Below are 26,038 nucleotides of genomic sequence, written 5' to 3' on the forward strand. Positions count from 1 at the left end.
CCCGGGCTGGATCAGGGCGAAGGCCGGGCGTGGCGCAAGCCCCCGGCCTGCCTCGCTTCTACCGCTGCTCGATGTTGTGCCGGTTGGCGATCGTGTCGGTGGAGGTGACTCCGGCCCAGACACGGACGCTGTCGATCTTGCCAGGGAAGTAGCGCGCGGCGGCGCCGTTGATCTTGGCCCGGCCGATCTCAAACGCTCCGCCGCCCTGCCACGGGGTGGAGTACGGCACGCCGTCGTCGTCGCCCATCAGAGCGCTGTCGACGTACAGCCTGAGCGCGCCGAGCTTGGAGGTATCCTCCGGGTCGGTTGCCGCCTGGGCGTCATAGACGACCGTCAGCATGACCGGGACCCCTAGCTGAGCGGTCGTGAGAGCGGTGGATTCACTCTCGGTCCACGCTGCTCCGGTGCCGTCCTTGTCGGGGCGGCCGAACGTCCACCGTCCCCCTGGGCGCTGCCGGCGGGCTGTTCGTACCAGACGCCCCAGGAGGACTGGCTCGTCCCCGACTGGCCGAACACCTGCACCGCGTAGGACTTGCTGGTGTCGGTGAGCTTGGCGGGATCCAGCGTCACCCAGGCGGTCGCGGTGAACGAACCGGAATCGTCGACGACGGGACCGGAGGCAGCCGCATAGGCGGTGGTGCCGTTCAGGGTCATCGTCTGCGCGGTCGTGACCTCTTCGCCGAGATCCGGGTCGCCGGTGGTGATCTGGGTGAGCGCGGCCCCGTTGAGGGTGAGGTTCCGAACGAAGCCGCTGGTGTCCTTCACGGTGGTGCCGGTGGCGTTGGCCATGTCGGTGGCGTCCCACTTGGCGACGAGCGCCGGGACCGGGTCGCCGGCAGTGCCGTCGCTGATGTCCTCGTCCTCCAGCCAGGCGTCGTGGGTGATCTCGGTGTCCGCCAGCGCACGGGACCAGACTTGCACCTCGTCGATGGTCCCGGCGAAGTTCTCCTTGCCGGTTGCCGATGCCCACAGCCGCCCGACCTGCAGGCCCCCGGACGCCTTCCACGGGGTGACCGTGAACGGCACCGGATCGCCCTGCGGGGCGCCGTTGACGTAGAGCTGCAGGTTCTGCGCCGCCGCGTCGTAGACGCCCGCCAGGTGGGTCCAGGCGTTCAGGACTGGCGGCTTGGTACCGATCGAGCGGGTGATCGCGGGGCCCGCCACGTCCGTCTGGTGGCGGTTGAAGACCCAGGTGTCGTAGGCGGTCGAGTAGTACAGCTGGAAACCAGAGGCGTTCGTCCCCGCCTGTGACAGGACGGTGTAGTTGACATCCTTCTTGCCCAGGCGTGCCCAGGCCGAGACGGTGAAGGACTTGGTGGTGTCCAGCACCGCGCCGGAGGTGGAGAGGTAGGCGCTCGTTCCGTTGAGCTTCGCGGCACCCGTTCCGTTACGGGCCAGGACGTCCCAGGTGGCGCCCGAGGAGGTCAGCGGGTGCTGGGTGACGGTGGTGGCGTCGGTGAGGGCGTTGTCCAGGTGCCAGATCCCGGAGGGCTTCTCGGCGCCCTTCACCAGGAAGCTGTAGTAGCCGGTGAGGGAGCTGTGGCCAGCCGCGTCGTAGCCCCAGACCTGGATGGTGTTCTCGCCGGCCTGGTTGGGGGTGATGGTCTGGGTGGTGGCCGCGCCCTTGGCGACGCTGATCGGGGCGGAGACAGCTCCGCTGTTCAGCTTGAACTTGTAGCTGACGACATCGGACTGGATGCCGGCCATGGTGGGGTTGGTGTCCGCGGGGGTGAAGGTGAACTTGCCGGCGGTGCCCACGCCGCCTGCGGCAGGGTCGGTCTCGGCCGGCTTGTAGACGCCGTCCGCGCTGGTCACCACCGGCGGCGGCGGTGAATCGGTGTCTATGCGGAAGTAGCACCAGGATGACCAGGCCGAGTCCAGGACACCGGTGGCGCCCCGGTCCGTCTTGTAGTACGCCTGCGTCTTGACCCGCATCCGGTAGTCCGTCTGCGCCGGCAGCGTGCTCGAGGTCGCGGTGCGGGCAGCGTTGTCTGCCACCCAGGCGCCATCCGGCGAGGCCGCGTACCAGGCGCGGCTGGAGCCGTCGGCCTTCCACACCTCGAACAGGGCGCGCAGCTGGGCGTTGGAGCCGTCGGCCGACTGCACTGTGGCCAGCATCTTGGGCGTGGTGTCGCTGGTGGCGAAGGGCAGAGTGGAGGCGTTGCAGGCCCGCCCGGTGGTGCCCTGCTGCACGCCGTAGGAGGTCGGCTTGTCCGGGTAGGAGACGTAAGTCACCGACAGCTTGGCGTCGTTGCGGAACCGCGCCCAGGCGGCGGCGTCGGACTCGTCGTGCGCGGTCAGCGAAAAGGTGATCTGTGAGGTCTTGTTCGCGGCGTAGGACGCGAGGGTGGTCGTCAGGTTCTCGTTCGTCTCGTCGCCCACGTTGTCACTGAAGCGGACCCAGTTCGCCGGCTGCGCCGGGCTGCACAGGCTGCCCCGTCCGTAGGCCACGTTCCGGTCGCCCATCAGGTCCACCCCGGTGGGGCGGGACGACCAGGTGGTGCTGGAGGAGATGCCCTTGTCCACCCGGCTCAGGTCGTACCAGTGCGGATCGCAGGTGAACGTCCACTCCTGGTACACCTCCATCGTCGCGTCCAGGACCTTCTTACCGTGGATCGACGAGAGCGGGTATTCGAAGTACATGCGCTGCGTGTACGGGCTGTTGGAGCACAGGTAGCCGGCGTAGTTGGAGCAGTGTCCGACGCCCTTGTCGCCGTCGAACTCCCAGTACTTGGTGCCGTTGGAGGCCAGCGCCGTCCAGTCGCCCAGCGCGATGCCCTTGGTCGGCGGGTCGATGTAGAGCGGGAAGACGGTGTCCTCGCCGTGCAGCAGGGCCGGATCGGGCGTGATCTCCAGGGTGGTGTCGGTGACCTTGAGCGGAAGCTTGGCCGCCGTGTCACCGCTGCCCGGCCCCTCCAAAGGGGCTGGCTCGCCCCCGGCATCGGGCAGCGGGGCTGTCCCCGTCGCCTTGGGCCCTTCCTCCGCCTCTGCGGAAGAAGTGGTGAAGGCGGACTGCCTGGTGGCTGAGAAGGCCGCAGCGCCAGCGGCGGCGGGGGCGTCACCGGCCGAGTCCCACATGCGCCCGGCGGGGCTTTCGAAGACCGGGGTGCCCTCGCCGTCGCGCGCGACGAAACCGCCGTCGGCCGTCGGGGCGATGCCGAGGCTGCCGCCGGAGACGCTCATCCTGATCGTTGCGAGCGCCGGGTTCCTGGCGGCCTCGGCAGTCTTGACGACAAGCACCGAGGTGTAGCCGGAGCTCAGCGCGGTCAGTTGCAGGTCGACGTCCGGGAGGACATCGGCGTAGGTGGCGGTGTCGCCGTCGAGCCGGGGCTCAGGCAGTGCGGTGGGCCAGCCGAGTTGCAGCTTGTGGCCCTCGTCCTCCAGCGTCACCAGCGTGTCTCCACTGCCGCCGCCCGAGAAGGTGACACCGGCAGTCGTGTTCTGCGCCTGCACCAAGCCGTCGGCCTCACGCACGAGTGATGTGTCGATGGGGGCCCAGGCTCCGTCGCTCTTGCGGGCACGGACCGGAGCGGCGTTCATCTCCTGCGTGAACGTGCCGTCCGGGTTGGCGAAGACCTGCGACGACTCGGTGGTCGCCGTTTCCACAGCGACCCGCTCACCAGTCTCCGCCGCGAGAGTACTCGCCTTCGACTCCGGAGTCTGGTCAGCCTCTTGCGAGGCCGCCCCCCCCGTCGGCGAATACCGGTGTCGCCCCCACCCCGGCCACCGAAATCGCACCCGCCAGAAGCACGACGGCTATCGCCCCGCTCTGCACCGCTCGGCGCCAGCTATGCCGCCGTCTCAGCTTGAACACGCCCCCACCCGCCCGTCCCCTTTAGGTGATCAATACAAGAACCTGTGAGGATCATGTGATGGCCGAACGTGCCGGTCAACGGTGTCGCACATCACACTCCCCTCCTCAATAGGCCTGTTGTGCGCCTTGGTTGGGCTGATGACCTTCGCGCACAAGATCCCGGTAGACAGTGCAATGACCTGGATTCACTGCCGGAGACACCGGTACAAATGCCCCGCCCTCTCTCCAGGCGGCGGGTATGGTGCCGCATCACACCTCTCGCGCCCCACCCCCATGCACTCGGTGGTTATCAGGCCACGGAGCCGGGCCTGTGGCCGGTTGGCATCGCCCTGCCACCTGTCCAAGGTCGGACCGTCTGCTAGCGCGAGGCCCACAACCGCGGCAGAGGGCACCCCCCCACACACACAGGGCACGAGATCCTCTACATCGACAAGGTCGAGAGCCGCTACCCGGTCCGGATGTACTCGCGCATCGGCAAGCCCGTCGCGATCACCGTCGCCGCCGTGGCGAAACTGCTCCTCGCCGATCTCACCGAGCCCGAGCGGCGCGCCATCGCCGAAAAGCTCGACTACCCCATGTACACGTCCCGTTCGACGCCGAACGCCGGTGCGTTCCTCGAGGAGCTCGCCGTCGTCCGCGAACAGGGCTGGGCCACCGACCTCGGTGGCGCATTCCTGGGTCCGTCGGTCATGGGACGCCGAGTTCGAAAAGGCCGTAGCCCGCGTACGAGCCGGAAGCCAGGGCCGCGATGCCGAGGAGCATGAGCTGGTGGGTCAGGCTGAGGCGGCGCAGGGCGAGGGCGACCGGGAGAAAGAGCGGGAAGAGGGGGAGCAGATAGCGGGAGACGTTGCCGAATATCTGCTGGCTGCCCAGGACGAGGACAAGGGTGAGGATGGTGTAGACCATCAGGACGGCCGGGGGACGCAGCCGGATCAGCAGCGGGAGCAGCGCGAGCGCGAGCAGGACGACACCGACGCCGATCAGGTCCTCGAAGGGGCAGGCGGAGAGATAGTCGAAGTGGCCCACCGGGACGGATGTGAGGACGTCCAGGGTGTGCCGGCCGTAGTCCCACTCGTGGGCCCAGGCGCCGGACTGAAGCTTGAAGTAGCCGCTGTAGTCGCCCATTTGGTGACCCACCCAGCCGAGATAGGCGAGGAGGCCGAGCGGGGCGACGGCCATCGCGGCCGCCGGACGCAGGATGCCGTCCCGGCGACGGCAGAGCGCAAGCAGGGCCGCGACGGCGACGGCGGCGATCAGCGCCACGGCGGTGGGCCGGTTGAGCCCTGCCACGCAGGTGAGGAGGCCGGCGGTGAGCCAGCGGCGGCTCAGGACGGCATGGCAGGCCCAGACAGCCAGGGCCACGTAGAGGGAGTCGGAGTAGACCGCCCACTCCACGCCGGAACCGGGCCAGACGGCCCAGAGTCCGGCCGCGGCCAGCCCGGCCCGTCTGCCGCCGAGGCGTGCGGTGACGGCGTAGATGCCCAGGGCGGCGGCCAAGGAGGCGACGACGGAGACCAGCAGACCGGCGCCGTACGGGCCGAGGCCGGTGAGCTCGGAGACCAGCCGCATCAGCGCCGGGTAGAGCGGGAAGAACGCCGCTGAGTTCCCTTCGAGGGTGATCGGGCCGGTGGCGCCGGGGATCGGGACCAGTCGAGGGTCGTACCCGTGCGCGGCGATCTGCTGGTACCACCAGCCGTCCCAGCTGGCCAGGACGTCCCACGGGTGGGCGCCGCCGCCGAAGCGCGGGTGCTTCGTGCGGTAGTCCCCGGCGGAGTGCAGCAGCCACATGAAGGCGGCGAAGCCGATGAACTTGAGCGTGCCGTAGACGGCCAGTACGGGGCCGTAGTGCTCGGCTGTGCGGCGCAGCCGGCGCCGGCGGCCCGGGCCCGTGGCGGCGGGCTGCTGCGACAGCCTCGCGTTCCAGCTCGGGGTGCCGGTCGTGCCGGTCGCGGTCGTACGGGTGGTGGTCCTGATCATGCGCGGAACACCCACGCTCGGAAGAACAGGAACCGCAGCAGCGTCGCGGCCAGGTTGGCGGCGAGGAGTATGGCGAGTTCGGTGGCCTGCCCGGCCGAGGGCGCCGCGTGGTGCAGGGCAGCGAGCGATCCGCCGGTGAGCGCCAGGCCGATCAGGAGGACGACCAGGCCCCTGCCCTGATGGCGCAGCACACCGCCGCGGCCACGGAGGCCGAAGGTGAGCCGCCTGTTCACGGCCGTGTTGGCGACGGCGCAGACCAGCAGCGCGAGTGCGTTGGCGGCCTGGGATCCGGCCACCGGGCGCAGCGCCGCGTAGAGGAGCAGGTATGCGAGGGTGCTGACGGCTCCTACGGCGGCGAAGCACATGAGTTGGGTGGCGAGCCTGCCCGGTGCGTCGGTGCCACCGTCGCGGAGCGACCCGCCCGGCGGCAGCGTGTTCCGCGCCAGTGCCCCGCCGATCCTGGCGATGCCGCGCAGGTCGGCCAGTGCCGTGGCGAGGATGTCGACCCGGCTGTCGGGATCGTCCACCCAGTCGACCGGCACCTCATGGATGCGCAGCCCGGCACGCTCGGCGATCACCAGCAGTTCGGTGTCGAAGAACCACTCCGAGTCCTTTATGAGGGGCAGCAGTCGCTCGGCCACATCACGCCGCACCGCCTTGAACCCGCACTGCGCGTCGGAGAAGCCCACGGCGAGGACGGAGCGCAGGAGGGCGTTGTAGCAACGAGAGGTGATCTCTCGCTTGGGGCCGCGCACCACCCGGGAACCGGGGGCCAGGCGGGTGCCGATGGCTATATCGGAGTGGCCGGAGAGCAGCGGGGCGACGAGCGGCAGCAACGCCGTCAGTTCCGTGGACAAGTCCACGTCCATGTACGCGAGTACGGGGGCCGACGAGAGCGACCAGGCGGTACGCAGCGCCCGGCCGCGCCCCTTCTCGGCCAGCCGAAGCCACTGTGCTTCGGGCAGTTCGTCTGCCAGCCGAGCGGCGATCCGTGGGGTGCTGTCCGTGCTGGCGTTGTCGACGATGGTGATACGGAACGGATAGGGAAAGGTCTCGGACAGGTGTGTGTGGAGCCGCCGCACGCTCGGTTCCACATCTCTCTCCTCATTGAATACGGGGACGACCACGTCCAGGACGGGCTCCGGGTGGTGTGTCGCCACCGGTGCGCGGTGCGGCAGTCGGCTCAGGTCCTTCAGGGCAAGTGACCCTTGGTTTCTCATGTTTTGTCCTTTTTGTGACCTGGTACGGGGCAGGCCGAAGACACTCGGGACGGCGGTGCGCTACGGCGCTACGGCGTTACGGGGTGAGGGGTGACGGGGTGAGGAGCGAGGGCGAGGCGGCCGGCGGTTAGTAGTGCCTGGTCGCCGTGTCCGAAGGTGCAGGCGAGGTCGAGGGCGGTGACGCGCCCTCCGTGCCCCCCGGCGGGGTCTCGGTGGCCGTGGCCGTGCTCCCGGTCGCGTCTGGCGGCATGATTGCGGCGGTACCGTCCGGGGACGCGGGGGTAGTGGTGGTGCCCGAGGAGGGCGCGCTCGGGGAGGCGTCGGGTGTCGTGGGCGAGGCGGAGGGCGACAGGGTCGTCGCGGGCTGTGGGCCGGGGTGGCTGGGCTCGACCCGGGGCGCATGGCCGGGCAGCAGGGACAGCCCGATACTGAGGCCGACGACGGCCAGGGCGGAGCCGGCTGCCCTCTGCGCGGCCCGTCTCCGACGGCGGACACGCACCCCTGCCCAGAGACGTTCGCGGTGCTTCGGCTCGAATGGTGCGGGCGCCTCGGTGTCGCGCATCATCTGTGCCAGCTGCCGCTCGAAGTGATCCACGGGGTTCTCCTTCACCGTGCCGGCTCGTTCACATTGCCCAGGAGCTGCCTCAGTCGCGCCACTCCGCGTGCGGCGTGGGACCGGGCCGTGCCCACCGGGCACCCGAGCGCCTCCGCCACCTGCCCCTCGGGCAGGTCCTGGTAGTAGCGCAGTACCACCGCCACCCTCTGCTTCGGCGACAACTGGGCCAGCGCGGCCTCCAGTCGAGAACGCTCCGCCACATCCGTGGACACATCGCCGACCACCGCCGTCTCCGGCAGCTGTTCGACGGGGCGTTCACCCCACCAACGCCGCTGTCCCGAGCGTGCCGCCGCGCGCATCATCACCTTGCGGACGTACGGCTCCGGTGCGTCATCCGCGACCTTGGGCCAGACGAACCAGAGCTTGACCAAGGACTCCTGCAACAAGTCCTCGGCCCGATGCCGATCGCCGCCGACGAGCAGACGCGCCAGGTGGACCAGCGCCGACCAGCGGGCAGCCACGAATTCGTCGAACGCACGGGCTCGACTCTGTTTCATCCGCACTGTCCCTGTTCTCGCCGGTCGCCTTCACTCTGTAGAAGGCACTGGCCCACGGCTCACGATGCACCTGCGACCGGTGATCTGGATCACATGACATGTAGGCGACAAGCGTGAGATGTTCCTCCCCCTGTCCCGCCCCGTCTCGTCCCGCCCCGTGCCGTTCAGGTCCGCCATGTCCAGGCTGAAGGCACCCGCGAGCACCCGCAGAGGTTCCGCAACGGCCTTGACCCACCAACGAATTGACGTTTTGTTGATCCCGGGCGTCCCCGTGCGGGTGACGCGGCCAAGATGCTCGGACAGTGACGACACGGCCCCGTCACAGCCCCGTGCGACAGGTTCCGCATCCGGCTTGACGTGCGGAAATGAATTCCGGGTCACAGGTAATCGGAAGTCGGATTCGTAACGCTCCGCAGTTGTACGGGAGTTAACGAATTTCGATTTGATCCGATTTAGTATGGAGGTGTTGTGCAGGTGGCTCACACAGGTTGTCGTACTGACCTCCGAAAAGTGTTCTCTGCCAGGTAGGACGTGGATAAAGTGCTGAGGCAGAACCGCGGAGCAGGAGCGATTGCGGCCGACGTCATGACCGTCGTTTGGCCGGAGCCGAAACGGGGAACAGTGTGCCGACCGCAATAGCAGTGACCAGTGCTGACTTGGTACTACCTCCGACTGACCAGCAGACACCGACAGCTGCCCTGCTGCAGGCGCCCGACGCCCAGGCACTGGAGATGGCCATCGGCGACATGCATGTGCTGCTCGAACAGCACGGCTACGTCGTCGCCGTCTACCCGACCGGCATCGCGCCCGCCCATGAACGCCGGCTCTACTCCGTACGGTCCGTTCTGGAGAGTGACCGCATCGCTCTGCTCAAGGTGGACCTCCCCCCCTTGGGCGTCGCCGTGCTCGTGAGGCAGCTCCGCCAGCTTTCCATCTGCGACTTCAGCCCGGGAGTGGTCGCCTCCGCCGCCCGGCTGCTGTCCCACTACATCCATGCGGGCGCCCTGCTGAACTCCGTCACCAAGTTCGACCGGGTCCCGGTCGACCTCAGGACGCACGCCAAGTCGTGGGTGCCGGGTTCCCAGTTCGCCGTGGTCGCGGGCCCCAACCCGCAGCTCGTCAAGGTCGGCCCGAAGGCGGACCTGCCGACCGGTCCGGAGTTCGCCACCCATCTGATGACCGCCAAAGGGCAGTCACAGTCCGAGTGGGTGAAGCAGACCCTGGCACCCGCGTGGCAGGTCCAGTCCGTTCACGAGGCCGCGCTTCCTTCCGATTCCCCGGCATGGTGGGGAACCGGAAAACTAGTCGAATTCGCTGCCTACCTTCCAGACATCTCCATCCTGTACCAACTGGTGTCCTCCGTACGTCGGGAGAACTGCCACTGGTGCGGAATGGACCTCATCGGTGACCGCTGCGGGTTCTGCTCCTCCCCGCTACCCGCAGCCGAAAGCCGAATGCACTCCGCCGGTGTCCTCAGCCAGCAAGCGCCCGCACCACCGCAGTCCTAGCGCTTCCGCTTTCCTCCGTGGACGCCCTCCTGTCCGCTGCTCCACGCATCCGAATCGAACGAGGTTGTCCGGCCCATGAACTCCCGCCAGCGCCGCGGCGTGATACTCCTGCTTTTGTCGGTTCTGTGCGCCTTCGGCGCCTTCGCCGGCGTGCTCTCGGTGATCAGTGATGTCAACACCAAGGTCGGCCCCGAAATCTCGGCCTACCAGCTGAAGTCCGACGTCGCTCCCTATACCGCCCTGTCGGCCGGGCAGTTCGAGAAGATCTCGATGCCCAAGCGCTGGCTCTCCACCAACGCGGTCACCGACATCTCCGAGGTGAACGGCAAGATCGCCGTCACCCAGCTGCGCAAGGGCTCGCTGCTCCAGTCCGACATGATGCAGAAGCGCCCCGAACTGCAGCCCGGGGAACAGGAGATCGCCATCATGATCGACGCCGCGACCGGCGTCGCGGGCAAGATCACCCCCGGCGCCACGGTCAACATCTACGCCACCTTCGGGGGTGAGCGCGACGGCGACCCCTCCCAGTCGAAGGTCATCGTCTCCAACGCCAAGGTGCTGGACGTCGGCAAGCTGACAGCCCTGGAGCCGAGCCGCGACGGCAAGTCCAACATGGGCACCGAGGCCGTCCCGATCACCTTCGCACTCAACACGCTCGACACCCAGCGCATCGCCTACGCCGAGTCCTTCGCGGAGCACGTACGCCTTGCGCTCCTCGCCCCCGGCAGTGACAGCACCATCCGCCCGGGCGACCGCACCTACACGATCGACAAGGACAAGTGAGGATCGAATGACCACCAGGATCCTCCCGGCCGTCGGTGACGTCGACGCGGCCAGATCCGTCACCACCCTGCTCAGCCAGCTCCCCGATGCTGAACCGGCCACTCCGGCGGGTGACTCGACCCAGCTCATCGACACTCTCGCCCGCCTCGCGGGCGAATCGCTCGAGGAGCTGCCCGAGGTCGTGCTGGTCCACGAGCGGATCGGTCCGGTGCCGGCGCTGGAACTGATCCGGGAGGTCTCCCTGCGCTTCCCCGCCATCGGGGTCGTGCTGATCACCGCCGACGTCACCCCAGGCCTGTTCTCGTCCGCCATGGAGTCGGGTGCACGAGGCGTCGTCACCCTGCCCCTGAGTTACGAGGAACTGGCCAACCGGGTTCAGTCCGCCGCCCAGTGGTCCGTCGGCGTCCGCCGCCACCTGAGCACTGGCACCGATGTCTTCACCGGCCCCGGCGGTACCGTCATCACGGTCAGCGGCGCCAAGGGCGGGGTCGGCGCCACTGTCACCGCCGTCCAACTCGCCCTGGCGGCCCAGGCGTCCGGGCGCTCCGTCGCCCTGGTCGACATGGATCTCCAGGCCGGCGACATCGGCTCCTACCTCGATGTGCAGTTCCGGCGCTCCATCGTCGACCTGTCGACGATCACCGACATCTCGCCGCGCGTCCTGTCCGACGCCGTGTTCAGCCACGGCACCGGCCTCGCGCTGCTGCTGGCACCCGGCGAGGGCGAGAGCGCCGAGGAGGTCAGCGACCGCTCGGCCCGGCAGATCGTCAGCGCCCTGCGTTCGCGCCACGAGGTCGTGGTGATCGACTGCGGCAGCCAGCTGCAGGGCGCCAGCGCCGCGGCCATCGAGATGGCCGACGCGGCGCTGCTGGTCACCACGCCCGATGTGATCGCGGTGCGCGGAGCCAAGCGCCTCGTACGGATGTGGGAACGGCTCCAGATCCGCAAGGCGGAGGAGACGGTCACCGTGGTCAACCGGTTCATCCGCAACACCGAGATCCAGCCGCAGCTGATCGAGAAGATCACCGGGACCAGGACGGCGAACACGGCCGTTCCCGCGAACTTCAAAGAACTCCAGAACGTCGTCGACGCGGGCCGGCTGCACGAACTCGATTCCAAGAGCACGGTCAAACAGGCCCTCTGGGCCCTTGCGGGCGAGCTCGGCATCGTGAAGGTTCCGGACAAGGCCGAGAAGAGCGGCGCCAAGAGCGGCGGAATGTTCAAGAACGACCGGGGCTCGATCGGGCGTCCACGCATCGGCCGACGCGACGGCGACGCCCGGAACCGGGCGACGACCAAGGGGGCAAGTTGACCAATGGCACTTACCGAGACGGCAGACATGGAGATACGGGGAAGGCGTTGCGGTGAGCCGTCCCCGGAGCGGGGACTGACGCGGGGCCGGCTGTACGGCAGGCTGCTCGGCCGTAAGCGTGACAGCGGCCAGACCGCGATCGAGGCCCTGGGCATGACACCGTTGATCATCCTGCTGGCGGTCGCGCTCTGGCAGTGCGCGCTGATCGGCTACACGTTCTCCCTGGCGGGGAACGCGGCGGACAAGGCGGCGCACCAGGGGGCCATCACGGAAGGCCTGCGGGTGCAGGAATGCCGGCATGAGGCCAAGGAGCACCTGCCGAGGGCCTGGCAGAGGTCGATGAGGCAGACGAAGTGCCGTTCCAGGTCCGGCATGTACACGGCCGAGGTCAGGCTGCAAGTGCCGGTCCTGCTGCCCGGTGTACTCAACTGGCCGTTCCCCGTCGAAGGCAACGCCGCGTTCCCGCTGGAGGGCTGAGCGATGAGCAAGCGCACGCACACACCCGGCCGGACGGCCGCTACCACCACCGCCCCTCGCCGCGACCGCGGCCAGGTCGCCATCGAGTATCTGGGTTTCCTCCCCCTCCTGCTCCTGGTCGGCCTCCTCGCGATCCAGGCGGGCCTCGCCGCGTATGCCGCCAACCAGGCGGGGACCGGGGCCCGGGCGGGAGCCCGTATGGCCAGCATGTCGAGGGGCGGCTGCGACAAGCAGGCAGCCAAGGACGCGATGAGCGACTGGACCGCCGACCGGGTCAAGTTCTTGCGCTCATCCTCCTCCTTCGACGAGGTCACCTGCACCGTCCGTGTCGAGGTGCCCGACATCATCCCGGGCGTCCATATCTGGGGTCCGGCCGAACGCAGCTCCACGATGCCCCGCACCTGACCCCCGCGGCGCACGCGCCGCTGCCACACCAGCGGCTCAACAAGCGAGTCGGAACGAGGAGTTACGCAATGAGTCTGCGGGCACGCATGACCGCCCCCGAGAAGAACGGCGGGGCGCGGGAGGACAGCCACATGGTGGCCGCCTATCGCGCCAAGCTGCTCGAAGAGATCGACCTGGCCGAGATGTCCTCGCTCGCCGCCGCAGACCGGCGGGCCCGGCTGGAGCGCGTGCTCAGCCACATCATCAGCCGTGAAGGCCCGGTCCTCTCAACCGTCGAACGCACTCAGCTGATTCGCCGGGTTGTCGACGAGGCCCTCGGTCTCGGCATCCTGGAACCGCTCCTCGAAGACGCGTCCATCACCGAAATCATGGTGAACGGACCGGACCAGATCTTCGTCGAGCGCAGCGGCAAGGTCGAACAGCTCCCGATGCGCTTCAGTTCGCACGAGCAGCTGATGCAGACCATCGAGCGCATCGTGTCGACCGTCAACCGCCGCGTCGACGAGTCGAACCCCATGGTTGACGCGCGTCTACCCAGTGGTGAGCGTGTCAACGTGATCATCCCGCCGCTCTCGCTGTCCGGTGCCACGCTCACCATCCGACGGTTCCCGAGGGCCTTCACGCTCCAGGAGATGATCAATGTCGGCTCGCTCGACGAGCAGATGCTGATCCTGCTCTCCGGGCTCGTCCAGGCCAAGCTCAACGTGATCGTCTCCGGCGCCACCGGTACCGGGAAGACGACGCTCCTCAACGCGCTCTCCGGCCTGATCCCCGACAGCGAGCGCATCGTCACCATCGAGGACTCCGCCGAGCTCCAGCTCCAGCAGAGCCATGTCATCCGGCTGGAGTCCCGTCCGGCGAACGTCGAGGGGAAGGGCCAGATCACCATCCGTGACCTGGTCCGCAACTCCCTGCGTATGCGCCCCGACCGCATCGTCGTCGGTGAGGTCCGTGGCGGCGAATCGCTTGACATGCTCCAGGCGATGTCGACCGGTCACGACGGCTCGCTGGCCACCGTCCACGCCAACAACGCCGAGGACGCGCTCATGCGTCTGCAGACCCTGGCCTCGATGTCCGAGATCAAGATCCCGTTCGAGGCACTGCACGACCAGATCAACAGCGCCGTCGACGTCATCGTCCAGCTCACCCGGCACGCCGACGGTTCCCGCAAGATCACCGAGATCGCCGTCCTCGACTCGCACGGCCGCGACCCGTACCGCATCGTGACCGTCGCCCGGTTCGATGCCCAGCCGATGGACGCCGAAGGGCGGATCAACGGCGAGTTCACGTACCTCCCGATCCCGCGCAAGATCGCCGATCGCCTCTACATGGCCAGCCAGCCCATCCCGCAGGCCTTCGGGGTCGCCGATTCCGCCGAACAGCTCGCCACCCGAGAGGCCAACTAGGTACCGTGCCATGACGAATCTCCCTCTTCTCACGATCGGCGTGACGCTGCTCGCCGGCGTCACAGGCGTCGCGGGCCTGCACGCCTACTCCGGCGGCAAGGCCGACCGGGACGCCCTGGTGGGCCGCCTCTCGCACACCGGTCACATCCCGGAGACCGGGCGCCACCGCCGGTTCCGCGGCCTCGACACCAGACTGCGCAAGACCGGCCTGGGCCGAAAGCTCGAACTGAAGCTGGCCGCCACCGGCCTCGACATCACCCCGGGCGAGTTCTTCGTCTACTCGCTCGCCGCCATGGCCGGCCTCTGGATGATCGCCTCGTCGATGCTCGCCAGCTTCTTCGGGCCCATTGCCGCACTCATCGGCCTCTGGGGCACCAACGCCTTCCTCAACTGGCAGCGGACCAAACGCACCGAACACTTCATCAACCAGCTCCCCGAACTCGCCCGCATCCTCGCCAACGCCACCCAGGCCGGCCTCGCGCTGCGTACGTCCATCGGAATGGCGGCCGACGAGATGGAGAACCCGGCCGGCGAGGAACTGGCCAGGGTCTCCCGCCGCCTCGCCGTCGGTGAATCCCTCGAAGACGCGATGAGTGAGCTCACCGACCGGCTGCCCTCCCGCGAACTCGTCGTCCTGGTGACCACCCTCGTCCTGTCCAACCGGGCCGGCGGTACGGTCGTCAGCTCCCTGCGCAACCTCACCGAGACGCTGGAGGAGCGCAAGGAGACCCGGCGTGAGGTCAAGACCCAGCTGTCCCAGGTGACGGTCACCGCCTACGCCGTCCCGATATTCGGCCTGGGCGCCATGCTCCTGATGAACGCGGTGATGCCCGGCGCACTCGACCGCATGACCGGCGCCTTCATCGGCCAGGTCGCGGTGGTCATCTCCATCGCCCTGTACGCGATCGGATTCATCGTGATCCGCCGCATGTCCCGGATCGACGTCTGATGGGCGGGGCGCACATGGGCCTGCTGCTCGCCGGCGTCATGGGTCTCGCGGTGTACGGAGTCTTCGCCGGTATCCGCATGTACCGGCGCGACGCGAAACTCCCCGGCGACCTCGCGATCGCCCTGGAGGTCGGCTCCACCCGCACCAGCGCAGTCGGCTCCGGCATCGACCGTCTCGGCATGCGCTGGGCTCCCGCGGTCCTGCGGATGATGGGCCCCAAGGCCGTCAACAAGAAGCGCCGCCAGATCGACCTGGCGGGCAACCCGGGCGGTCTGACCATCGACCGCTACGCCGCCCGCCGCGCCGTCTACGGCGGGCTCGGCGCGCTCGGCGCCTTCACGATGCTCATGCGCGGCCAGATCTTCTTCGCGCTGTTGCTGATCGCCTTCGGCCTCTTCTGGGTCGAGGTCGGCATCTGGTCGGCGGTCCGCATCCGCCGCGATCACATCGACCGGACACTCCCCGACTTCCTCGACGTCCTCGCCGTCGTCGTCTCGGCGGGCCTCGGCTTCCGCCAGGCGCTGGGCCGCGTCGCCGAGAAGTACGAAGGCCCCTGGGCCGACGAACTCCGCATCACCCTGCGTCAGATGGACATGGGCGTCAGCCGCCGCGAGGCATTCGAGCAACTGCGCAAGCGCAATGACTCGGAGCAGGTCGCGATGTTCGTGACCACACTCCAGCAGGGCGAGGAACTCGGTGCGCCGATCGTCGAGACGTTGATCCAGATCGCCAACGACATGCGGCGCACCGACGCCCAGAACGCCCGCCGGAAGGCCGCCAGGGCCGTCCCCAAGGCGACCTTCGCGGTTACCACGTTCCTGCTTCCCGGAACGCTGGTGCTGCTGACGGTCGGTTTCGTCTACGGAGCCAACATCGACTTCGGCTTCATCGCGGGCGGATGACGTGACCGAGGCGGACGGTGGGCAGGCGGGCGAAGGGAGGTGACAGGGGCATGTCGTTCCAAATCGGCGGTATTCAGTCCGGACTGAATGCTGAGGTGCGTCAGGCGATCGCCGATCCCGGTTCACGCCCGGCGTTCGCGATCCAGCTGAACGCGCTCCAGGCGATGTGCCGCCAGGTCTTCGGCTTCCGGCTCGCGATGATCGCCATAGCCACACCGTTCGCGATCGGCCACACCGCGAAGGGACTGGCCTCCTGGCTGATCGGCTCGGCCATCCTCGTCACCTTCATGGGCAGTTATCTCCTGTTCCGTGACTGGGAACGCTTCGGCCCCGTACTCCTGCGCCACCCCTGGCTGCTCGGCATAGACGCCTTCTTCGGCGCCCTGCTGCTGATCACCGCCGGCCCCGAGTCCACCCTCGCGTACGTCACCGTGTGCACCCCGCTGCTGGCGGGGCTCGTCTCCGGCTGGCGAGGTGCGGCGGTGTTCGCCGCACTTCAGATCGTCATCGTCCTCGGTGTGTACAGCACCGACCCGAAACTGCAGCCCGCCGACGCGACGGTATTCCTCCTCCCCGGCTTCTGCGTCATCGCCGGTGCCGTCGGAGTCACCCTGCGCAACTTGCTGCTCCGCTTCGGAACCGCCAGCCAGGCGCTCACCGAGACCAGGGCCCGTCTGGCCGTCAGCGAGGCCGTCGAGGCCGAACGCACCAGGCTCGCCCGAGAAATGCATGATTCCGTCGCAAAGACCCTGCACGGCCTGGCACTCGCCGCCGACGGATTGGCGGGCTCCTCCGACCGTATGGACCCGCTCACCGTCAAGCACCAGGCCGAGCTGGTCGCCCGCGCCGCCCGCCGGGCCGCCGCCGAATCCCGCGAACTCCTCTCCGACCTGCGCCGGGAGACCGGACTCGACGGCGGCGTAAACGTCGTACGCGAACTCCGCGCCCGAGCCGACGACTTCACCCGACGCCACGGCCTCACGGCCACATTCCGCCTGCTCAACGAGGCGCCGGTCCCGCACGTCCCGCTGGTGGTCGCGCGCCAGCTGCTCACCGTCGCCTCCGAAGCGATGGAGAACGCGCACCGCCACGCCCAACCCACCTACCTCGTCGTACTGGCAGGCGTGACGGGCGGTGTCCTGCGCGTCAGCGTGTACGACGACGGGCGCGGCCTGCCCGCAGGGACGACGCTCGACGACCTCCGGCACGCCGGTCACTTCGGCCTCGTCGGCATGGTCGAACGCGCCGCATCCATCGGCGCCCGCATCCGTATCGGAAAAGGCCAGGCGACCAAGGGAACCGAAGTACGCCTGGAACTGCCGATCGCCGCTCTCACCACCGCTCCAGACGTAAAGCAACTCAACTGAACAGCAACTCAACTGAACAGCAAACGAAGTGAACAGCTCCAAATCCACCCTCACCCCCCATAAAACCCTGAGAGGAGGTCGCAGATGCCGGACGACGTCTCCCGCGCGCCGGGTCAGAACTGGGCAGCACAGAACCACACCTCCCAGCACACGTCCTCGCACGTCATCCCGCTCAACTCGGAGCCCAGCTCCCATGCGTTCCCCGTCCCCCAGCAGTCCGCGGCATCCCAGTCCATGCCTCCCTTCCCCGCCGGACCGCCCACGCCCGTCCCCGGTGCGCTGCGGGTCGTCGTCGCCGACGACAACCCAGTGGTACGGGCCGGCCTGGGCGTCCTGCTCTCCGGCCGCGACGACATCGAAGTTGTCGCAGAGGCCGCAGACGGCCGCCAGGCCTACGACCTGGCCGTACAGCACCGCCCGGACGTCGTCCTGCTCGACGTCCGTATGCCCGGCGTCGACGGCATCTCCGCCCTGCCCCACCTCGTACAGGTCGCGCCGGTCATGATGCTGACCTACAGCCGAGAGAGCGAGATCGTCCACGAGGCGCTCCGCCTGGGCGCGGGCGGATACCTGGTCCATGGCGAGTTCACGGCCGACCAGTTGGTACAGGCCGTACGCGACACCAAGGACGGACGCGCCCACTTCACCGCCACCGCGGCCAACGCCCTCCTTGCTCATATGCGTCAGGGCCCCGGGCCACAGGGACGACCGCTTCCGGAGGGACTCGGCGCGGCACTGACCACGGGTGTTCCGTACGGGGGCCCCGGCTACGACGGCCGCGCCCCGAGTCCCGTTCAGCAACACAATGCGCCTGCACATGCACCCAAGCCCGAACCGGCCCCACCTGCGGCGCGAGCGGTCCGACCATCCCAGGGTCTTTCGCAACTGCAACCAGTTGTGGCACAGTCTTCACTGACTGGAGGGCCGGGCACAGCTCTCAACAGGCGGCAGTACCAGCTGAGTTCACGGGAGGCGGAGGTCATGGAGCTGATCGCGTCCGGCATGAGCAATCAGCAGATCGCCGCCACTTGCTTCATCAGCGAGAAGACGGTCAAGAACCACATCAACCGCATCTTCACCAAGCTGCACAGCACCAGCCGCAGCGAGGCCATCGCGCGCTGGCTCGGCACGGCCCCCGCGGCGGGGCAAGGGGTAAGCGGGGCCGGTGGTCATCGTGACTGAGCGGGGGAGTGGTAGCGGGATCGGGTCTGCAACCGTACGTGCGGGGCGTGGGACCCAACACGAACCGGCGGCAGAGACCCAACTGACGCTTTGGGCCCGGGAATGGGCCCTGGGACCCTCCGGCGAGCAGGGTGTCCGGCCGTATGTTTCTCATGTCGCCGGCGGCTCCGGCCAGGAGGAAGCCGGAACCGCGGGCGACACCCAAGAAACGTGCGAGTCGGCCGACTACTGGTCGGCCGAACCCGGAGGGGAATTTCATGTCGAACATCACCCTGAAGACCGCCGTTCGCGTCAACGGCTGGGCCAACACCGCGGTCAGTGCGATCCAGAAGCGCTACGAGGCCAAGGACCGCGGTCAGACGGCGTTCGAGTACCTGGGCATCATCCTGGTGGTCGTGGCGATCATCGGTGCGATCATGGCTACGGGTATCGGCGGCAACATCTCGGAGCGGATCGACGGCCTGGTGACCTCCATCACCGCGGGCACGTGATCGATCGCAGTCGCCGCGACGCAGGGCAGGCCTTCCCCATCTATGTAGTGATGGTGGCGGGCCTGCTCTTCCTCGTGTTCGCATTCTTTGCCGTCGGCAAGGCCTCGGCCTTGCGTAATGGGGCCCAGGGGGCGGCGGACGCCGCCGCACTGGCTGCCGCTCAACAGACTCGTGACGACTTCGGGAATCCGTTCCTCGCGTCGCTCCCCGGGAACATGCTGGAGCAGTTTCTTCAGACCCGCTTGGTTACCGGGTGTCCTGCGGCTCAGGGACTTGCCGCAGCGAATCAGGCTGACGTCGTCAGCCCCTGCAAGACAACACGTGCAGGCTATCGAGACCGGATCACGGTTGAGGTCGAGGGCCGTAAACCGGTGGACTCGTCGGTGATTCCCGGTACGGAGAGAAAGTTCGCCAAGGCCACGGCCACTGCCATTGTCGAGTTCCGTTGCCTCGGGTGGAAAGCCTTGGACTTCAACGACGACGGTGTCCAGGACTTGTACATCTTCCCGTGCAGGGGCGGAGAGATGCTCGAAATCGAGCCGAGCAATCCCCCGCCTTGGTCCGAGGTGAGCAAGACTCTCTACGACGTGCACCTGGTCGACAATTGACAGCGAACGACGAGTAAAGGAATCAGAACCCATGAGCATTCGGCGCTCCACCAAGTCCCGAAGGGCAGTGGCAGCCGTCTCGCTGGCGGCAGCAATGGCCCTGGCCGTCGTCGGTTGCGGCACCGATGACGGTGGCGGGAAGACCGATGGTGCCGGTCCGTCCCCCTCCTCCGCTCCGTCCACGCCCTCGGAAGAGGACAAGGGCGCAAAGCAGGAGGACACGGCTGCTGGCGAAAATGTGGACCCGAATGTGAAGCTCGCTCAGGTCAATGGCCGCGACGGGCTGACTCTTGTCGTCAATGAGGTAAAGCGGGACAGTGGCGGGTTTGTTACCGTCAGTGGCGTGATCAAGAATGACGGGGACGATATTCGCAGTGGCGGCCAGTGGTCGGGCAGCGAGAAAAACATCGTGGCCCAGAATCCGAATTCTGTAGCAGGCGCCACGCTTGTGGACAAGGTCGGCAAGAAGCGTTACTACATTCTTCGGGACACGGAGGGGCGATGCCTCTGCACCACCGGGTTGACAGCGATTCAACCCGGAAAGTCGGTCTCTGTCTTCATGCAGTTCCCGGCACCACCGGCAACCACCACTGAAGTCGACTTCACGCTACCGACGTTCGCCACTGCCTCGCTGAAGATTTCTGGGTGATGGCCGACATGGAATGCGTTCGTACACGGCACAGGCAACGCCATGTCGCAGGGCGGGCCATCGCTGTAGCGGTACTGCTGGCCGGCAGTACCGTCTTCGGTGCGACGGCGGCTCTGGCTGAGGACGGCCCGAGCGTGCCGCCAGGCACCGAGTCGACATCGGTGCCCTCGGTCAAGCTCGACCCCATCGATTCCGACCTGAAGATGCCCGAAGGCGGCACGCTCGCCCCGGCCAAGGTTCTCGACATCGTCCAGGTGATCGAGGACGAGGGCGGCGAAGAGCGTCGCGAGGACAGTAACGCGAACATCAAGTTCGCGCTCCAGGCCGAAGTCCTCTTCGGTAAGGACAGCGCCAAGCTGAGCTCCGCAGCCAACGCGCGCATCGCAGCCATCGCCGCCGAGATCAAGAAGCAGAACGCCACCAAGGTGCGCGTCTTCGGCTTCACCGACAATCTTGGCTCCTCGGCCCACGGTGACGTGCTGTCGAAGCAGCGCGCCAATGCCGTGCAGTCGGTGCTGGTCAAGGAGCTGGGGTCGAACGTTACCTTCGATATCCGCGGATACGGCGAGCAGTACCCGATCGCCGACAACAGCACGGAAGAGGGCCGCAAGAAGAACCGCCGCGTGGAGGTCTCCTTCCCGCGCGGCACCTCTTCCTGAGGCCCCACACACACAGAGGCCCGGCACCGCGAGCGCATCGCGGTGCCGGGCCCTTGCTGTTACAGCAGGTGGTCGGCCTTGCCGGCCTTGATGTCGCGGATCATTTGCTGGAGTGCCTCGCGGCTGTCGGTAAGGTATCGATCTTCCTGGCCTCGGACAGCAATGAACCCGTTGCCTTCTGTGTCTGTGCCGAGCCTGAAGCAGTTGTTTCCTTCGCCGCAGTAAGGCTCTTCCCAGTTGATCTCGGACATGCTGAACTTCCTTAAAGTTGGCCAGAGATGGCGTGAATGAAGTCCCTGGAGGTGTCGGAGGGGATCGCTGCACTCTCCATCCAGTCCAGGTGTGCGCGGTATTTGGTCAGCTGCGCATCGGCGTGCATGAATTCGGGGCCGTGTCGGACACGCGCGGGTGCAATCGGGCGGACTCCGGCCTCCATGTTGGAGATCTCCGTCTGGTCGATACCCAGCAAGCCAGCGGAACGGCGTTCAGCGCGTCGATGACCGCGCTGACCGTGGCGCCCAACCCGGTCACGGCCGGTCTGGCAATCGGTACAGGTGTGGTGTACGCCGGCTGCCTGATCTGGGACAACCACGAGGCCATCGGCGACGGAATCGAGAAGGCCGCGGACTGGGTCGGCGACAAGGCCTCGGACATCGGGGACGGTATCGCCGACGGGGCGAAGAAGCTGGGCAGCGTCCTCAACTTGTTCGACTAGCGAGGGAAAGACATGCACACGACCATCAGCCCGTTCGCGCTCGCGTACTGGAAGGAGAAACAGCCCCACGGGCGCACGAAGTTCGGCTGGCAGGGCATTTCTCCGGAGCTCGGCGACATCCGCGTGGTGTGCCCGGCGGGTCGGGACATGCCGAATGTGATCGTCACGGATGTCTGCGGTGGTTTGATCCCCACGGCAACGTTCGAGACGCGCGGTGCGCACACGGACGTCGTGTCGATGCCGACCTTGAACCGCGCGACGCTTCGGGTGGGCGACGGGCTCGTGCGGATGAGCCGGAACCGGTGGGCGCCGACGCACCGGGGGCGCTCCCTGCACATGACGTATCTGGGCGACACGTACACGCTCACGGCGTTCAACCGCCGGGCGTACAAGCTGTCCCGGCAGCCCGACGCCGAAGACCCCGGTGTCGTCATCACCGTGCGGCAGTCGGGCCTAGGAAGCGACAGGAAGGTGACCGTGCAGGCGGCGGGCCGGGTCCTGCCCGCCGATGTCTCCCTCGCGGCTCTCTTTACCGGAGTCGACCGGTCCGTGCTCACGCGGCGCGGCGCCGTACGGGCGGGTGTTTCGAGGATCTTCAACTTCTGGGCCGAATCCCAGGCCTGAGTGTCTACCAAGTGAGTGTGTATGCCTTCGTTCGACATTTCCCGCTCCCGCTTCCGGCTGGCCGACGAGCATGTGACGTGCTCTCCGAGCTGGCGGCAGGGGGCGAGGTGCCCGACGAGTTCGCGGCGACCAGGAAGGAGCTGCTGGACTGCGGTCTGATCGATGAGGACGGGAAGCTGTCCCCTCTGCTGCTGCCGCTGATGAAGACGGTCCTCAACTCGGGGGTGGCCATCTCGTTGGAGGCCGCCGGCCGACAGGGCAAGCTGCACCACGGCATGCTCATCGGTGAGGAGCACGTCGTCGCGCACGAGGCGTGGCCGGGCGTGACCGAGGCCGAGTACTCCTGCGTCGAGCCTAAGAGGTCGCGCACATAGGTGGGGCGGCGTCGCGTGCCGATGGGCGGCGCCTGGCTGCGTTGTCGTCGGTCGACGACGCTCCTTCCCCAAGCTCTCAGCTGCGCTCGAGCAGGGGAGACCCCATCCGCCTTGCCCGGCTTGCCCCTCGCCCCGCTCCTTCCTCCACCCCACCTATGTGCGCGACCTCTAAGATGCTGGTCTGGAAGCTCGCCGACTGTTTCGTCAACCCTGGCGGGGCTGAGAGTCCTGGTCAGGAGGCCGCCTCATCTGGACGCTGAAAGTCATTCAGTGAGGGTGAGTGAACGAAGGTCGGCGTCCAGCATGCGGATCAATTCACCAACCCGTCCACCGCCACCCGGTGCCACTGGGAAGCGTTTGAGTACCTCAACGACGATTGGTGTCGCACGATGCACTGCTCGCTCAACGTGTTCGGCACCAATACTGGGATTGTGGCCGGCGACGAGTTCGGCTGCTCTGGCCGCGTGAGCGCCTGCTCCGAGAATGTGCTTTACCTGGGTGGCCTTGGCCAGCGGATGCAAATAGGCGGCGCCTGCCGCAGCCATCGCTGCCCGAGCTGCCTCGCACGCAGCCGCAGTGTCTGCGCTCTTGGCTGCCTTGAGGGCCGCCCACGCTGTGTCGCGCAGAGACTTCCCTCGCTCGCCACCCCGAGCGAACTCCCACGCGGCACCGATAGCGTCTCGAGGTCGCGAGTCGCCTGGCTGATCGGCCTCGAATACCTCGAGCACCACTTCCGCGCACGCCGCAGCGAACGCGGCGATCTCACGAAGGTCTTGCTTACTCAGAGCGATCTCGCTTGCTTCCCCTACCACAATTCCATCGTCGCCCATCGCGCTGGACAGAGGCGGCAGGGGGCTCCGGGCTGCTGAGCGTCGTCAGGGCCTCTTCGACCAGTGGTCGATGGTCTGGTTGTGCAGGTGGCATCTGCTGGTTGCCTGCGGGGTCTGCAGCCCCCCGGCAGTGTGCCGTCGGTCAGCTCAGCCGTGCGTTGGCGTAGAGGGCCATCGCATCGCGCTGGTAGGCAGCCAGTCCGTCGGCGATCCTGTCGAAGTTCGTTCGGAACCGAGGGTCGTCGACGTAGGTCTGGCCCAGTCCCTTGTACGCGGCCGCGCACGGGGTCCAGAACCGGCACACGCCCTGGTAGTGGGCGTCCACCTCGGCCTGCACCGCAGGATCGGCGACGGGTGTGGCGGCCACCATGAACTCCGCCATGCGGATCATCTGCGCCGTCGCCTCACGCTGCCACTGCTCCATACCCTCGGCGGTCATCCCTGCGATGGCTCGCTGGGACTGCTCCCACTGCTCCGGCCACCGCTCGCGCGTCTCCGCCTCGTGGCGGCCGGGCTCGAACCCCTCGAACAGGTTTTCCGGCCTGTTGATCTTTGCCATGTCGCTGTTGTCCTTGCCTTCCTCCAGTTCGGCGATGGTGCGGCCGACCGTGCGGGCGAGCGTCTCCAGCCGGTCGCGTTCCGCAAGCAGTCGTCGGTGGTGCTCGCGGAGCGCGTCCAGCTGATCTACCTGGCTGTCCAGGACCGTTTGGATCTCGCGCAGCCCCAGGTCCAGCTCCCGCATCAGCAGGATCTGCTGCAGCCGCAGCAGATCGGCCTCCTCGTAGTAGCGGTGCCCGTTGCTCCCGATCCACGCCGGTGGCAGCAGGCCGATCTCGTCGTAATGCCGCAGCGTCCGGGACGTCACGCCGGACATCCGGGCCACATCCGCGATCGACCAGGCCATTGCCCCGCCTCCCATCGCCGGGCCGGTCTCTCCGGCCCCACCGAAGACGGTAGAAGTTGACGTAGCGGAAACCGCAAGCCGGAACCGGCACCGGATTGCGGAAACACGGCTGCGGCCGTCCGAAGGCTCGACCCGCCGGACCTGACTGGGAACGCCGGGCCCGGTCTGCCGCTGTGGGTGTCCGGGGAGTGGAGTTCGCCGGAAGCGAGGTCAAGTCGCGTCCGAGAAGAGCCCATCGTTGACCCGAATGCGTCGGTCAAGTGGCAGGAACGGTGCGCTATCGCGTGAGCCGAACACCCGGCGGTATCCATGGCGTACCCGTGCTGAGCGCAGAGTCTGCTCGGCCGGACGCTACCGAAATGTCGATGACTCCGACTTCGCGTAGCGTGACGTTTGACTGCACAGGGTGGCCGAATGGGTGGATCGGGAGGCCGACAGCCTTGGTGGAAATCTATGAACCGGACGAGGCGAACCTGAGAGCGGACCTTGGGCCGACCGGCAAATGGGGGGCGGCGATGCCGTCGCGGCCCGCTCTCCCTTGACCTGCGGAGGTCGGACGTGAATCTCGGCTTGCACTACTGGAACTACTCGACACCGGCCGACCCCGCGCTCATCGCCCCGACGCTCGCGGAGTCGGTGCGGATCGCCGAACAGGCGGGCATCGCGTCGTTCACCGTGATGGATCACTACTTCCAGATGGAGACCGGGCAGACCGTCGCCGACGACCCGATGCTGGAGGGGTACACAACGCTCGGCTATGTCGCGGCGGTGAGCGAGCGCATGACGCTCGGCCTGATGGTCACGGGAGTGATGTACCGGCACCCCGGGCTGCTGGCGAAGATCGTCACCAGCCTCGATGTGCTGTCGCGCGGCAGGGCCAGGCTGGGTATCGGCGCCTCCTGGTACGAGCGGGAGCAGTACGGGCTCGGAGTGCCGGTGGTCCCGGTCGCCGAGCGGTTCGAGCGGCTGGAGGAGACGATCCTGATCTGCTTGCAGATGTGGAGCGACAACAACGGCCCGTTCCGCGGCCGTCATTACCAGCTCGCCGAGACGCTATGCGTGCCCGAGCCGATCGGCGAGCACCCGCCGATCATGATCGGCGGCGGGGGCGAGAAGAAGACCCTGCGCTTGGTCGCCCGGTACGCGGACGCCTGCAATCTGTTCGCCACCGGCCAGGAAGAAGTGGCCCACAAGCTCGATGTGCTGCGCGGCCACTGCATCGCGGAGGACCGCGACTACGACGCCATCGCGAAGACCGTGATGTACAACGGCCCGGTGCTGGACAGGCCGGACGCGTTCCTCGCGGATGCTGAGGCGTACGCGAGCCTGGGTATCAGCGAGATCCAGGTGCTGCCGGACCGGCACCCGGTCAGCTTCACCCACCAGGTAGCCGAGCACATCGTGCCCCGGATCGCGTTGATCGGTTAGTGCCGGACTGGGCGGGACGTCGGAGGGCTGGGTTGGTTCACCATTCACCACCCGGCGCCCCTGGCACCGCACCGCCCGATCAGGCGTATTGACCGCAGTGTGGTCGATGCGGGCGATGGGTGGGTTGCCGTGGGCCGGCGAGGCGTGGGCGGCGTGGCGCGGTCATCATGGGAGAGGAGGGCGATGGCGCGCCGCTGCACGGCTTTGGTCATCCGAAGGGGTGAGTATTGCCGGGTCCGCGCGCCCTGCGCCGGCTCGCCGGACCGGAGGGTGAGGGCTGCCTGTCCTACCCGGGATGCGGTCTGTCACGTCGGCCGGCCGGGAGTGCGGCGAGCGCTGTA

General features: G+C 67.6%; 25 protein-coding genes and 3 pseudogenes. 19 read left to right on the forward strand and 9 right to left on the reverse strand.

Annotation, left to right across the window (positions count from 1 at the left end; all coding sequences use genetic code 11):
- Positions 1-58: 58 nt before the first annotated feature.
- Together ABT115_RS07470 and ABT115_RS07475 are read right to left on the reverse strand one after the other, a co-directional pair.
- Entirely contained in the window at positions 59-1,006 is a 948-nt protein-coding gene (locus ABT115_RS07470; protein ID WP_351785275.1) for a LamG-like jellyroll fold domain-containing protein, read from the reverse strand.
- Positions 943-3,540 (reverse strand): annotated as a pseudogene (locus tag ABT115_RS07475) (LamG domain-containing protein); the annotation flags it as partial. The gene ABT115_RS07470 and the pseudogene ABT115_RS07475, both read right to left, overlap by 64 nt.
- 687 nt (positions 3,541-4,227) lie before the next feature.
- On the opposite strand from ABT115_RS07475, the pseudogene ABT115_RS07480 reads away from it, so the two are divergent.
- A pseudogene (locus ABT115_RS07480) lies at positions 4,228-4,521 on the forward strand (IclR family transcriptional regulator domain-containing protein); the annotation flags it as partial.
- On the opposite strand, the gene ABT115_RS07485 reads toward ABT115_RS07480, so the two are convergent.
- The 4 genes from ABT115_RS07485 to ABT115_RS07500 form a co-directional block, all read right to left on the reverse strand.
- Complete coding sequence (locus ABT115_RS07485) at positions 4,502-5,791, reverse strand: glycosyltransferase family 39 protein (RefSeq protein WP_351785058.1); 1,290 nt, start codon at positions 5,789-5,791, stop codon at positions 4,502-4,504. The pseudogene ABT115_RS07480 and the gene ABT115_RS07485 overlap by 20 nt on opposite strands.
- On the reverse strand, positions 5,788-7,011 hold the full coding sequence (locus ABT115_RS07490) for a bifunctional glycosyltransferase family 2/GtrA family protein (RefSeq protein WP_351785061.1): 1,224 nt from the start codon (positions 7,009-7,011) through the stop codon (positions 5,788-5,790). The genes ABT115_RS07485 and ABT115_RS07490 overlap by 4 nt, the downstream gene beginning before the upstream one ends.
- Before the next feature lie 127 nt (positions 7,012-7,138).
- A complete protein-coding gene (locus ABT115_RS07495; protein WP_351785063.1) occupies positions 7,139-7,606 on the reverse strand; it encodes a cellulase in 468 nt (155 codons plus the stop codon).
- Between the two features lie 11 nt (positions 7,607-7,617).
- Entirely contained in the window at positions 7,618-8,124 is a 507-nt protein-coding gene (locus ABT115_RS07500; protein ID WP_351785066.1) for a SigE family RNA polymerase sigma factor, read from the reverse strand.
- Positions 8,125-8,765: 641 nt separating this feature from the next.
- Here ABT115_RS07500 and ABT115_RS07505 point away from each other — a divergent pair.
- From ABT115_RS07505 to ABT115_RS07570, 14 genes are all read left to right on the forward strand, one after another.
- Entirely contained in the window at positions 8,766-9,632 is an 867-nt protein-coding gene (locus ABT115_RS07505) for a hypothetical protein (protein WP_351785069.1), read from the forward strand.
- A 75-nt stretch (positions 9,633-9,707) separates the two neighbouring features.
- On the forward strand, positions 9,708-10,415 hold the full coding sequence (gene cpaB / locus ABT115_RS07510) for a Flp pilus assembly protein CpaB (RefSeq protein ID WP_351785071.1): 708 nt from the start codon (positions 9,708-9,710) through the stop codon (positions 10,413-10,415).
- 7 nt (positions 10,416-10,422) lie between these two features.
- A complete protein-coding gene (locus ABT115_RS07515; protein ID WP_351785074.1) occupies positions 10,423-11,727 on the forward strand; it encodes a CpaE/TadZ family protein in 1,305 nt (434 codons plus the stop codon).
- A gap of 3 nt (positions 11,728-11,730) precedes the next feature.
- Positions 11,731-12,204 carry a TadE family protein gene (locus ABT115_RS07520; protein WP_351785076.1) on the forward strand — a complete coding sequence of 158 codons (474 nt, stop codon included), beginning with the start codon at positions 11,731-11,733 and terminating at the stop codon, positions 12,202-12,204.
- Between the two features lie 3 nt (positions 12,205-12,207).
- Positions 12,208-12,609, forward strand: coding sequence for a TadE/TadG family type IV pilus assembly protein (locus ABT115_RS07525; RefSeq protein ID WP_351785079.1), 402 nt, complete (start codon positions 12,208-12,210; stop codon positions 12,607-12,609).
- Between the two features lie 68 nt (positions 12,610-12,677).
- A complete protein-coding gene (locus ABT115_RS07530; RefSeq protein WP_351785081.1) occupies positions 12,678-14,015 on the forward strand; it encodes a TadA family conjugal transfer-associated ATPase in 1,338 nt (445 codons plus the stop codon).
- A 10-nt stretch (positions 14,016-14,025) separates the two neighbouring features.
- On the forward strand, positions 14,026-14,964 hold the full coding sequence (locus tag ABT115_RS07535; RefSeq protein ID WP_351785083.1) for a type II secretion system F family protein: 939 nt from the start codon (positions 14,026-14,028) through the stop codon (positions 14,962-14,964).
- Between the two features lie 14 nt (positions 14,965-14,978).
- The gene (locus ABT115_RS07540) at positions 14,979-15,866 is read left to right on the forward strand and encodes a DUF5936 domain-containing protein (protein WP_351785278.1); all 888 of its coding nucleotides are present in this window, start codon (positions 14,979-14,981) and stop codon (positions 15,864-15,866) included.
- 50 nt (positions 15,867-15,916) lie between these two features.
- Positions 15,917-17,233 carry a sensor histidine kinase gene (locus tag ABT115_RS07545; protein ID WP_351785086.1) on the forward strand — a complete coding sequence of 439 codons (1,317 nt, stop codon included), beginning with the start codon at positions 15,917-15,919 and terminating at the stop codon, positions 17,231-17,233.
- 84 nt (positions 17,234-17,317) lie between these two features.
- A complete protein-coding gene (locus ABT115_RS07550) occupies positions 17,318-18,415 on the forward strand; it encodes a response regulator (RefSeq protein WP_351785089.1) in 1,098 nt (365 codons plus the stop codon).
- Between the two features lie 257 nt (positions 18,416-18,672).
- Complete coding sequence (locus ABT115_RS07555) at positions 18,673-18,906, forward strand: hypothetical protein (protein WP_351785092.1); 234 nt, start codon at positions 18,673-18,675, stop codon at positions 18,904-18,906.
- Complete coding sequence (locus ABT115_RS07560) at positions 18,903-19,514, forward strand: pilus assembly protein TadG-related protein (RefSeq protein WP_351785095.1); 612 nt, start codon at positions 18,903-18,905, stop codon at positions 19,512-19,514. Before ABT115_RS07555 ends, ABT115_RS07560 begins: the two co-directional genes overlap by 4 nt.
- Positions 19,515-19,545: 31 nt before the next feature.
- Positions 19,546-20,163: a hypothetical protein gene (locus tag ABT115_RS07565; RefSeq protein WP_351785098.1), complete on the forward strand. Its 618-nt coding sequence runs from the start codon at positions 19,546-19,548 to the stop codon at positions 20,161-20,163.
- A gap of 8 nt (positions 20,164-20,171) precedes the next feature.
- Complete coding sequence (locus ABT115_RS07570) at positions 20,172-20,822, forward strand: OmpA family protein (protein WP_351785281.1); 651 nt, start codon at positions 20,172-20,174, stop codon at positions 20,820-20,822.
- A gap of 59 nt (positions 20,823-20,881) precedes the next feature.
- Here ABT115_RS07570 and ABT115_RS07575 read toward each other — a convergent pair whose 3' ends face one another.
- The gene (locus ABT115_RS07575) at positions 20,882-21,073 is read right to left on the reverse strand and encodes a hypothetical protein (RefSeq protein ID WP_351785101.1); all 192 of its coding nucleotides are present in this window, start codon (positions 21,071-21,073) and stop codon (positions 20,882-20,884) included.
- Between the two features lie 221 nt (positions 21,074-21,294).
- Between ABT115_RS07575 and ABT115_RS07580 the strand changes: the two are divergent.
- From ABT115_RS07580 to ABT115_RS07590, 3 genes and pseudogenes are all read left to right on the forward strand, one after another.
- Positions 21,295-21,537 (forward strand): annotated as a pseudogene (locus ABT115_RS07580) (hypothetical protein); the annotation flags it as partial.
- Positions 21,538-21,549: 12 nt separating this feature from the next.
- Positions 21,550-22,161, forward strand: a complete 612-nt coding sequence (locus ABT115_RS07585) for a hypothetical protein (RefSeq protein WP_351785104.1) — start codon at positions 21,550-21,552, stop codon at positions 22,159-22,161.
- A gap of 77 nt (positions 22,162-22,238) precedes the next feature.
- Complete coding sequence (locus tag ABT115_RS07590) at positions 22,239-22,535, forward strand: hypothetical protein (RefSeq protein ID WP_351785107.1); 297 nt, start codon at positions 22,239-22,241, stop codon at positions 22,533-22,535.
- A gap of 263 nt (positions 22,536-22,798) precedes the next feature.
- Here ABT115_RS07590 and ABT115_RS07595 read toward each other — a convergent pair whose 3' ends face one another.
- Together ABT115_RS07595 and ABT115_RS07600 are read right to left on the reverse strand one after the other, a co-directional pair.
- The gene (locus ABT115_RS07595; protein WP_351785110.1) at positions 22,799-23,365 is read right to left on the reverse strand and encodes a putative immunity protein; all 567 of its coding nucleotides are present in this window, start codon (positions 23,363-23,365) and stop codon (positions 22,799-22,801) included.
- A gap of 142 nt (positions 23,366-23,507) precedes the next feature.
- Positions 23,508-24,269 (reverse strand): MerR family transcriptional regulator, encoded by a 762-nt coding sequence (locus ABT115_RS07600; RefSeq protein ID WP_351785112.1) that lies wholly within the window; start codon positions 24,267-24,269, stop codon positions 23,508-23,510.
- Between the two features lie 558 nt (positions 24,270-24,827).
- Between ABT115_RS07600 and ABT115_RS07605 the strand changes: the two genes are divergently transcribed.
- Positions 24,828-25,697: an LLM class F420-dependent oxidoreductase gene (locus ABT115_RS07605; protein WP_502969042.1), complete on the forward strand. Its 870-nt coding sequence runs from the start codon at positions 24,828-24,830 to the stop codon at positions 25,695-25,697.
- Positions 25,698-26,038 lie beyond the last annotated feature (341 nt).

The sequence above is a fragment of the Streptomyces sp. NPDC001832 genome (assembly GCF_040297265.1).
In the GTDB taxonomy this organism is placed as follows: Bacteria; Actinomycetota; Actinomycetes; order Streptomycetales; family Streptomycetaceae; genus Streptomyces.

Excerpts from the sequence above, each read along its gene's own strand:
- ABT115_RS07485 (WP_351785058.1), bottom strand. The coding sequence starts at position 5,791 with ATGATCAGGACCACCACCCGTACGACCGCGACCGGCACGACCGGCACC.
- ABT115_RS07490 (WP_351785061.1), bottom strand. The coding sequence starts at position 7,011 with ATGAGAAACCAAGGGTCACTTGCCCTGAAGGACCTGAGCCGACTGCCG.
- ABT115_RS07500 (WP_351785066.1), bottom strand. The coding sequence starts at position 8,124 with ATGAAACAGAGTCGAGCCCGTGCGTTCGACGAATTCGTGGCTGCCCGC.
- cpaB (WP_351785071.1), top strand. The coding sequence starts at position 9,708 with ATGAACTCCCGCCAGCGCCGCGGCGTGATACTCCTGCTTTTGTCGGTT.
- ABT115_RS07515 (WP_351785074.1), top strand. The coding sequence starts at position 10,423 with ATGACCACCAGGATCCTCCCGGCCGTCGGTGACGTCGACGCGGCCAGA.
- ABT115_RS07520 (WP_351785076.1), top strand. The coding sequence starts at position 11,731 with ATGGCACTTACCGAGACGGCAGACATGGAGATACGGGGAAGGCGTTGC.
- ABT115_RS07525 (WP_351785079.1), top strand. The coding sequence starts at position 12,208 with ATGAGCAAGCGCACGCACACACCCGGCCGGACGGCCGCTACCACCACC.
- ABT115_RS07530 (WP_351785081.1), top strand. The coding sequence starts at position 12,678 with ATGAGTCTGCGGGCACGCATGACCGCCCCCGAGAAGAACGGCGGGGCG.
- ABT115_RS07535 (WP_351785083.1), top strand. The coding sequence starts at position 14,026 with ATGACGAATCTCCCTCTTCTCACGATCGGCGTGACGCTGCTCGCCGGC.
- ABT115_RS07540 (WP_351785278.1), top strand. The coding sequence starts at position 14,979 with ATGGGCCTGCTGCTCGCCGGCGTCATGGGTCTCGCGGTGTACGGAGTC.
- ABT115_RS07545 (WP_351785086.1), top strand. The coding sequence starts at position 15,917 with ATGTCGTTCCAAATCGGCGGTATTCAGTCCGGACTGAATGCTGAGGTG.
- ABT115_RS07550 (WP_351785089.1), top strand. The coding sequence starts at position 17,318 with ATGCCGGACGACGTCTCCCGCGCGCCGGGTCAGAACTGGGCAGCACAG.
- ABT115_RS07555 (WP_351785092.1), top strand. The coding sequence starts at position 18,673 with ATGTCGAACATCACCCTGAAGACCGCCGTTCGCGTCAACGGCTGGGCC.
- ABT115_RS07565 (WP_351785098.1), top strand. The coding sequence starts at position 19,546 with ATGAGCATTCGGCGCTCCACCAAGTCCCGAAGGGCAGTGGCAGCCGTC.
- ABT115_RS07570 (WP_351785281.1), top strand. The coding sequence starts at position 20,172 with ATGGAATGCGTTCGTACACGGCACAGGCAACGCCATGTCGCAGGGCGG.
- ABT115_RS07575 (WP_351785101.1), bottom strand. The coding sequence starts at position 21,073 with ATGTCCGAGATCAACTGGGAAGAGCCTTACTGCGGCGAAGGAAACAAC.
- ABT115_RS07585 (WP_351785104.1), top strand. The coding sequence starts at position 21,550 with ATGCACACGACCATCAGCCCGTTCGCGCTCGCGTACTGGAAGGAGAAA.
- ABT115_RS07595 (WP_351785110.1), bottom strand. The coding sequence starts at position 23,365 with ATGGGCGACGATGGAATTGTGGTAGGGGAAGCAAGCGAGATCGCTCTG.
- ABT115_RS07600 (WP_351785112.1), bottom strand. The coding sequence starts at position 24,269 with ATGGCCTGGTCGATCGCGGATGTGGCCCGGATGTCCGGCGTGACGTCC.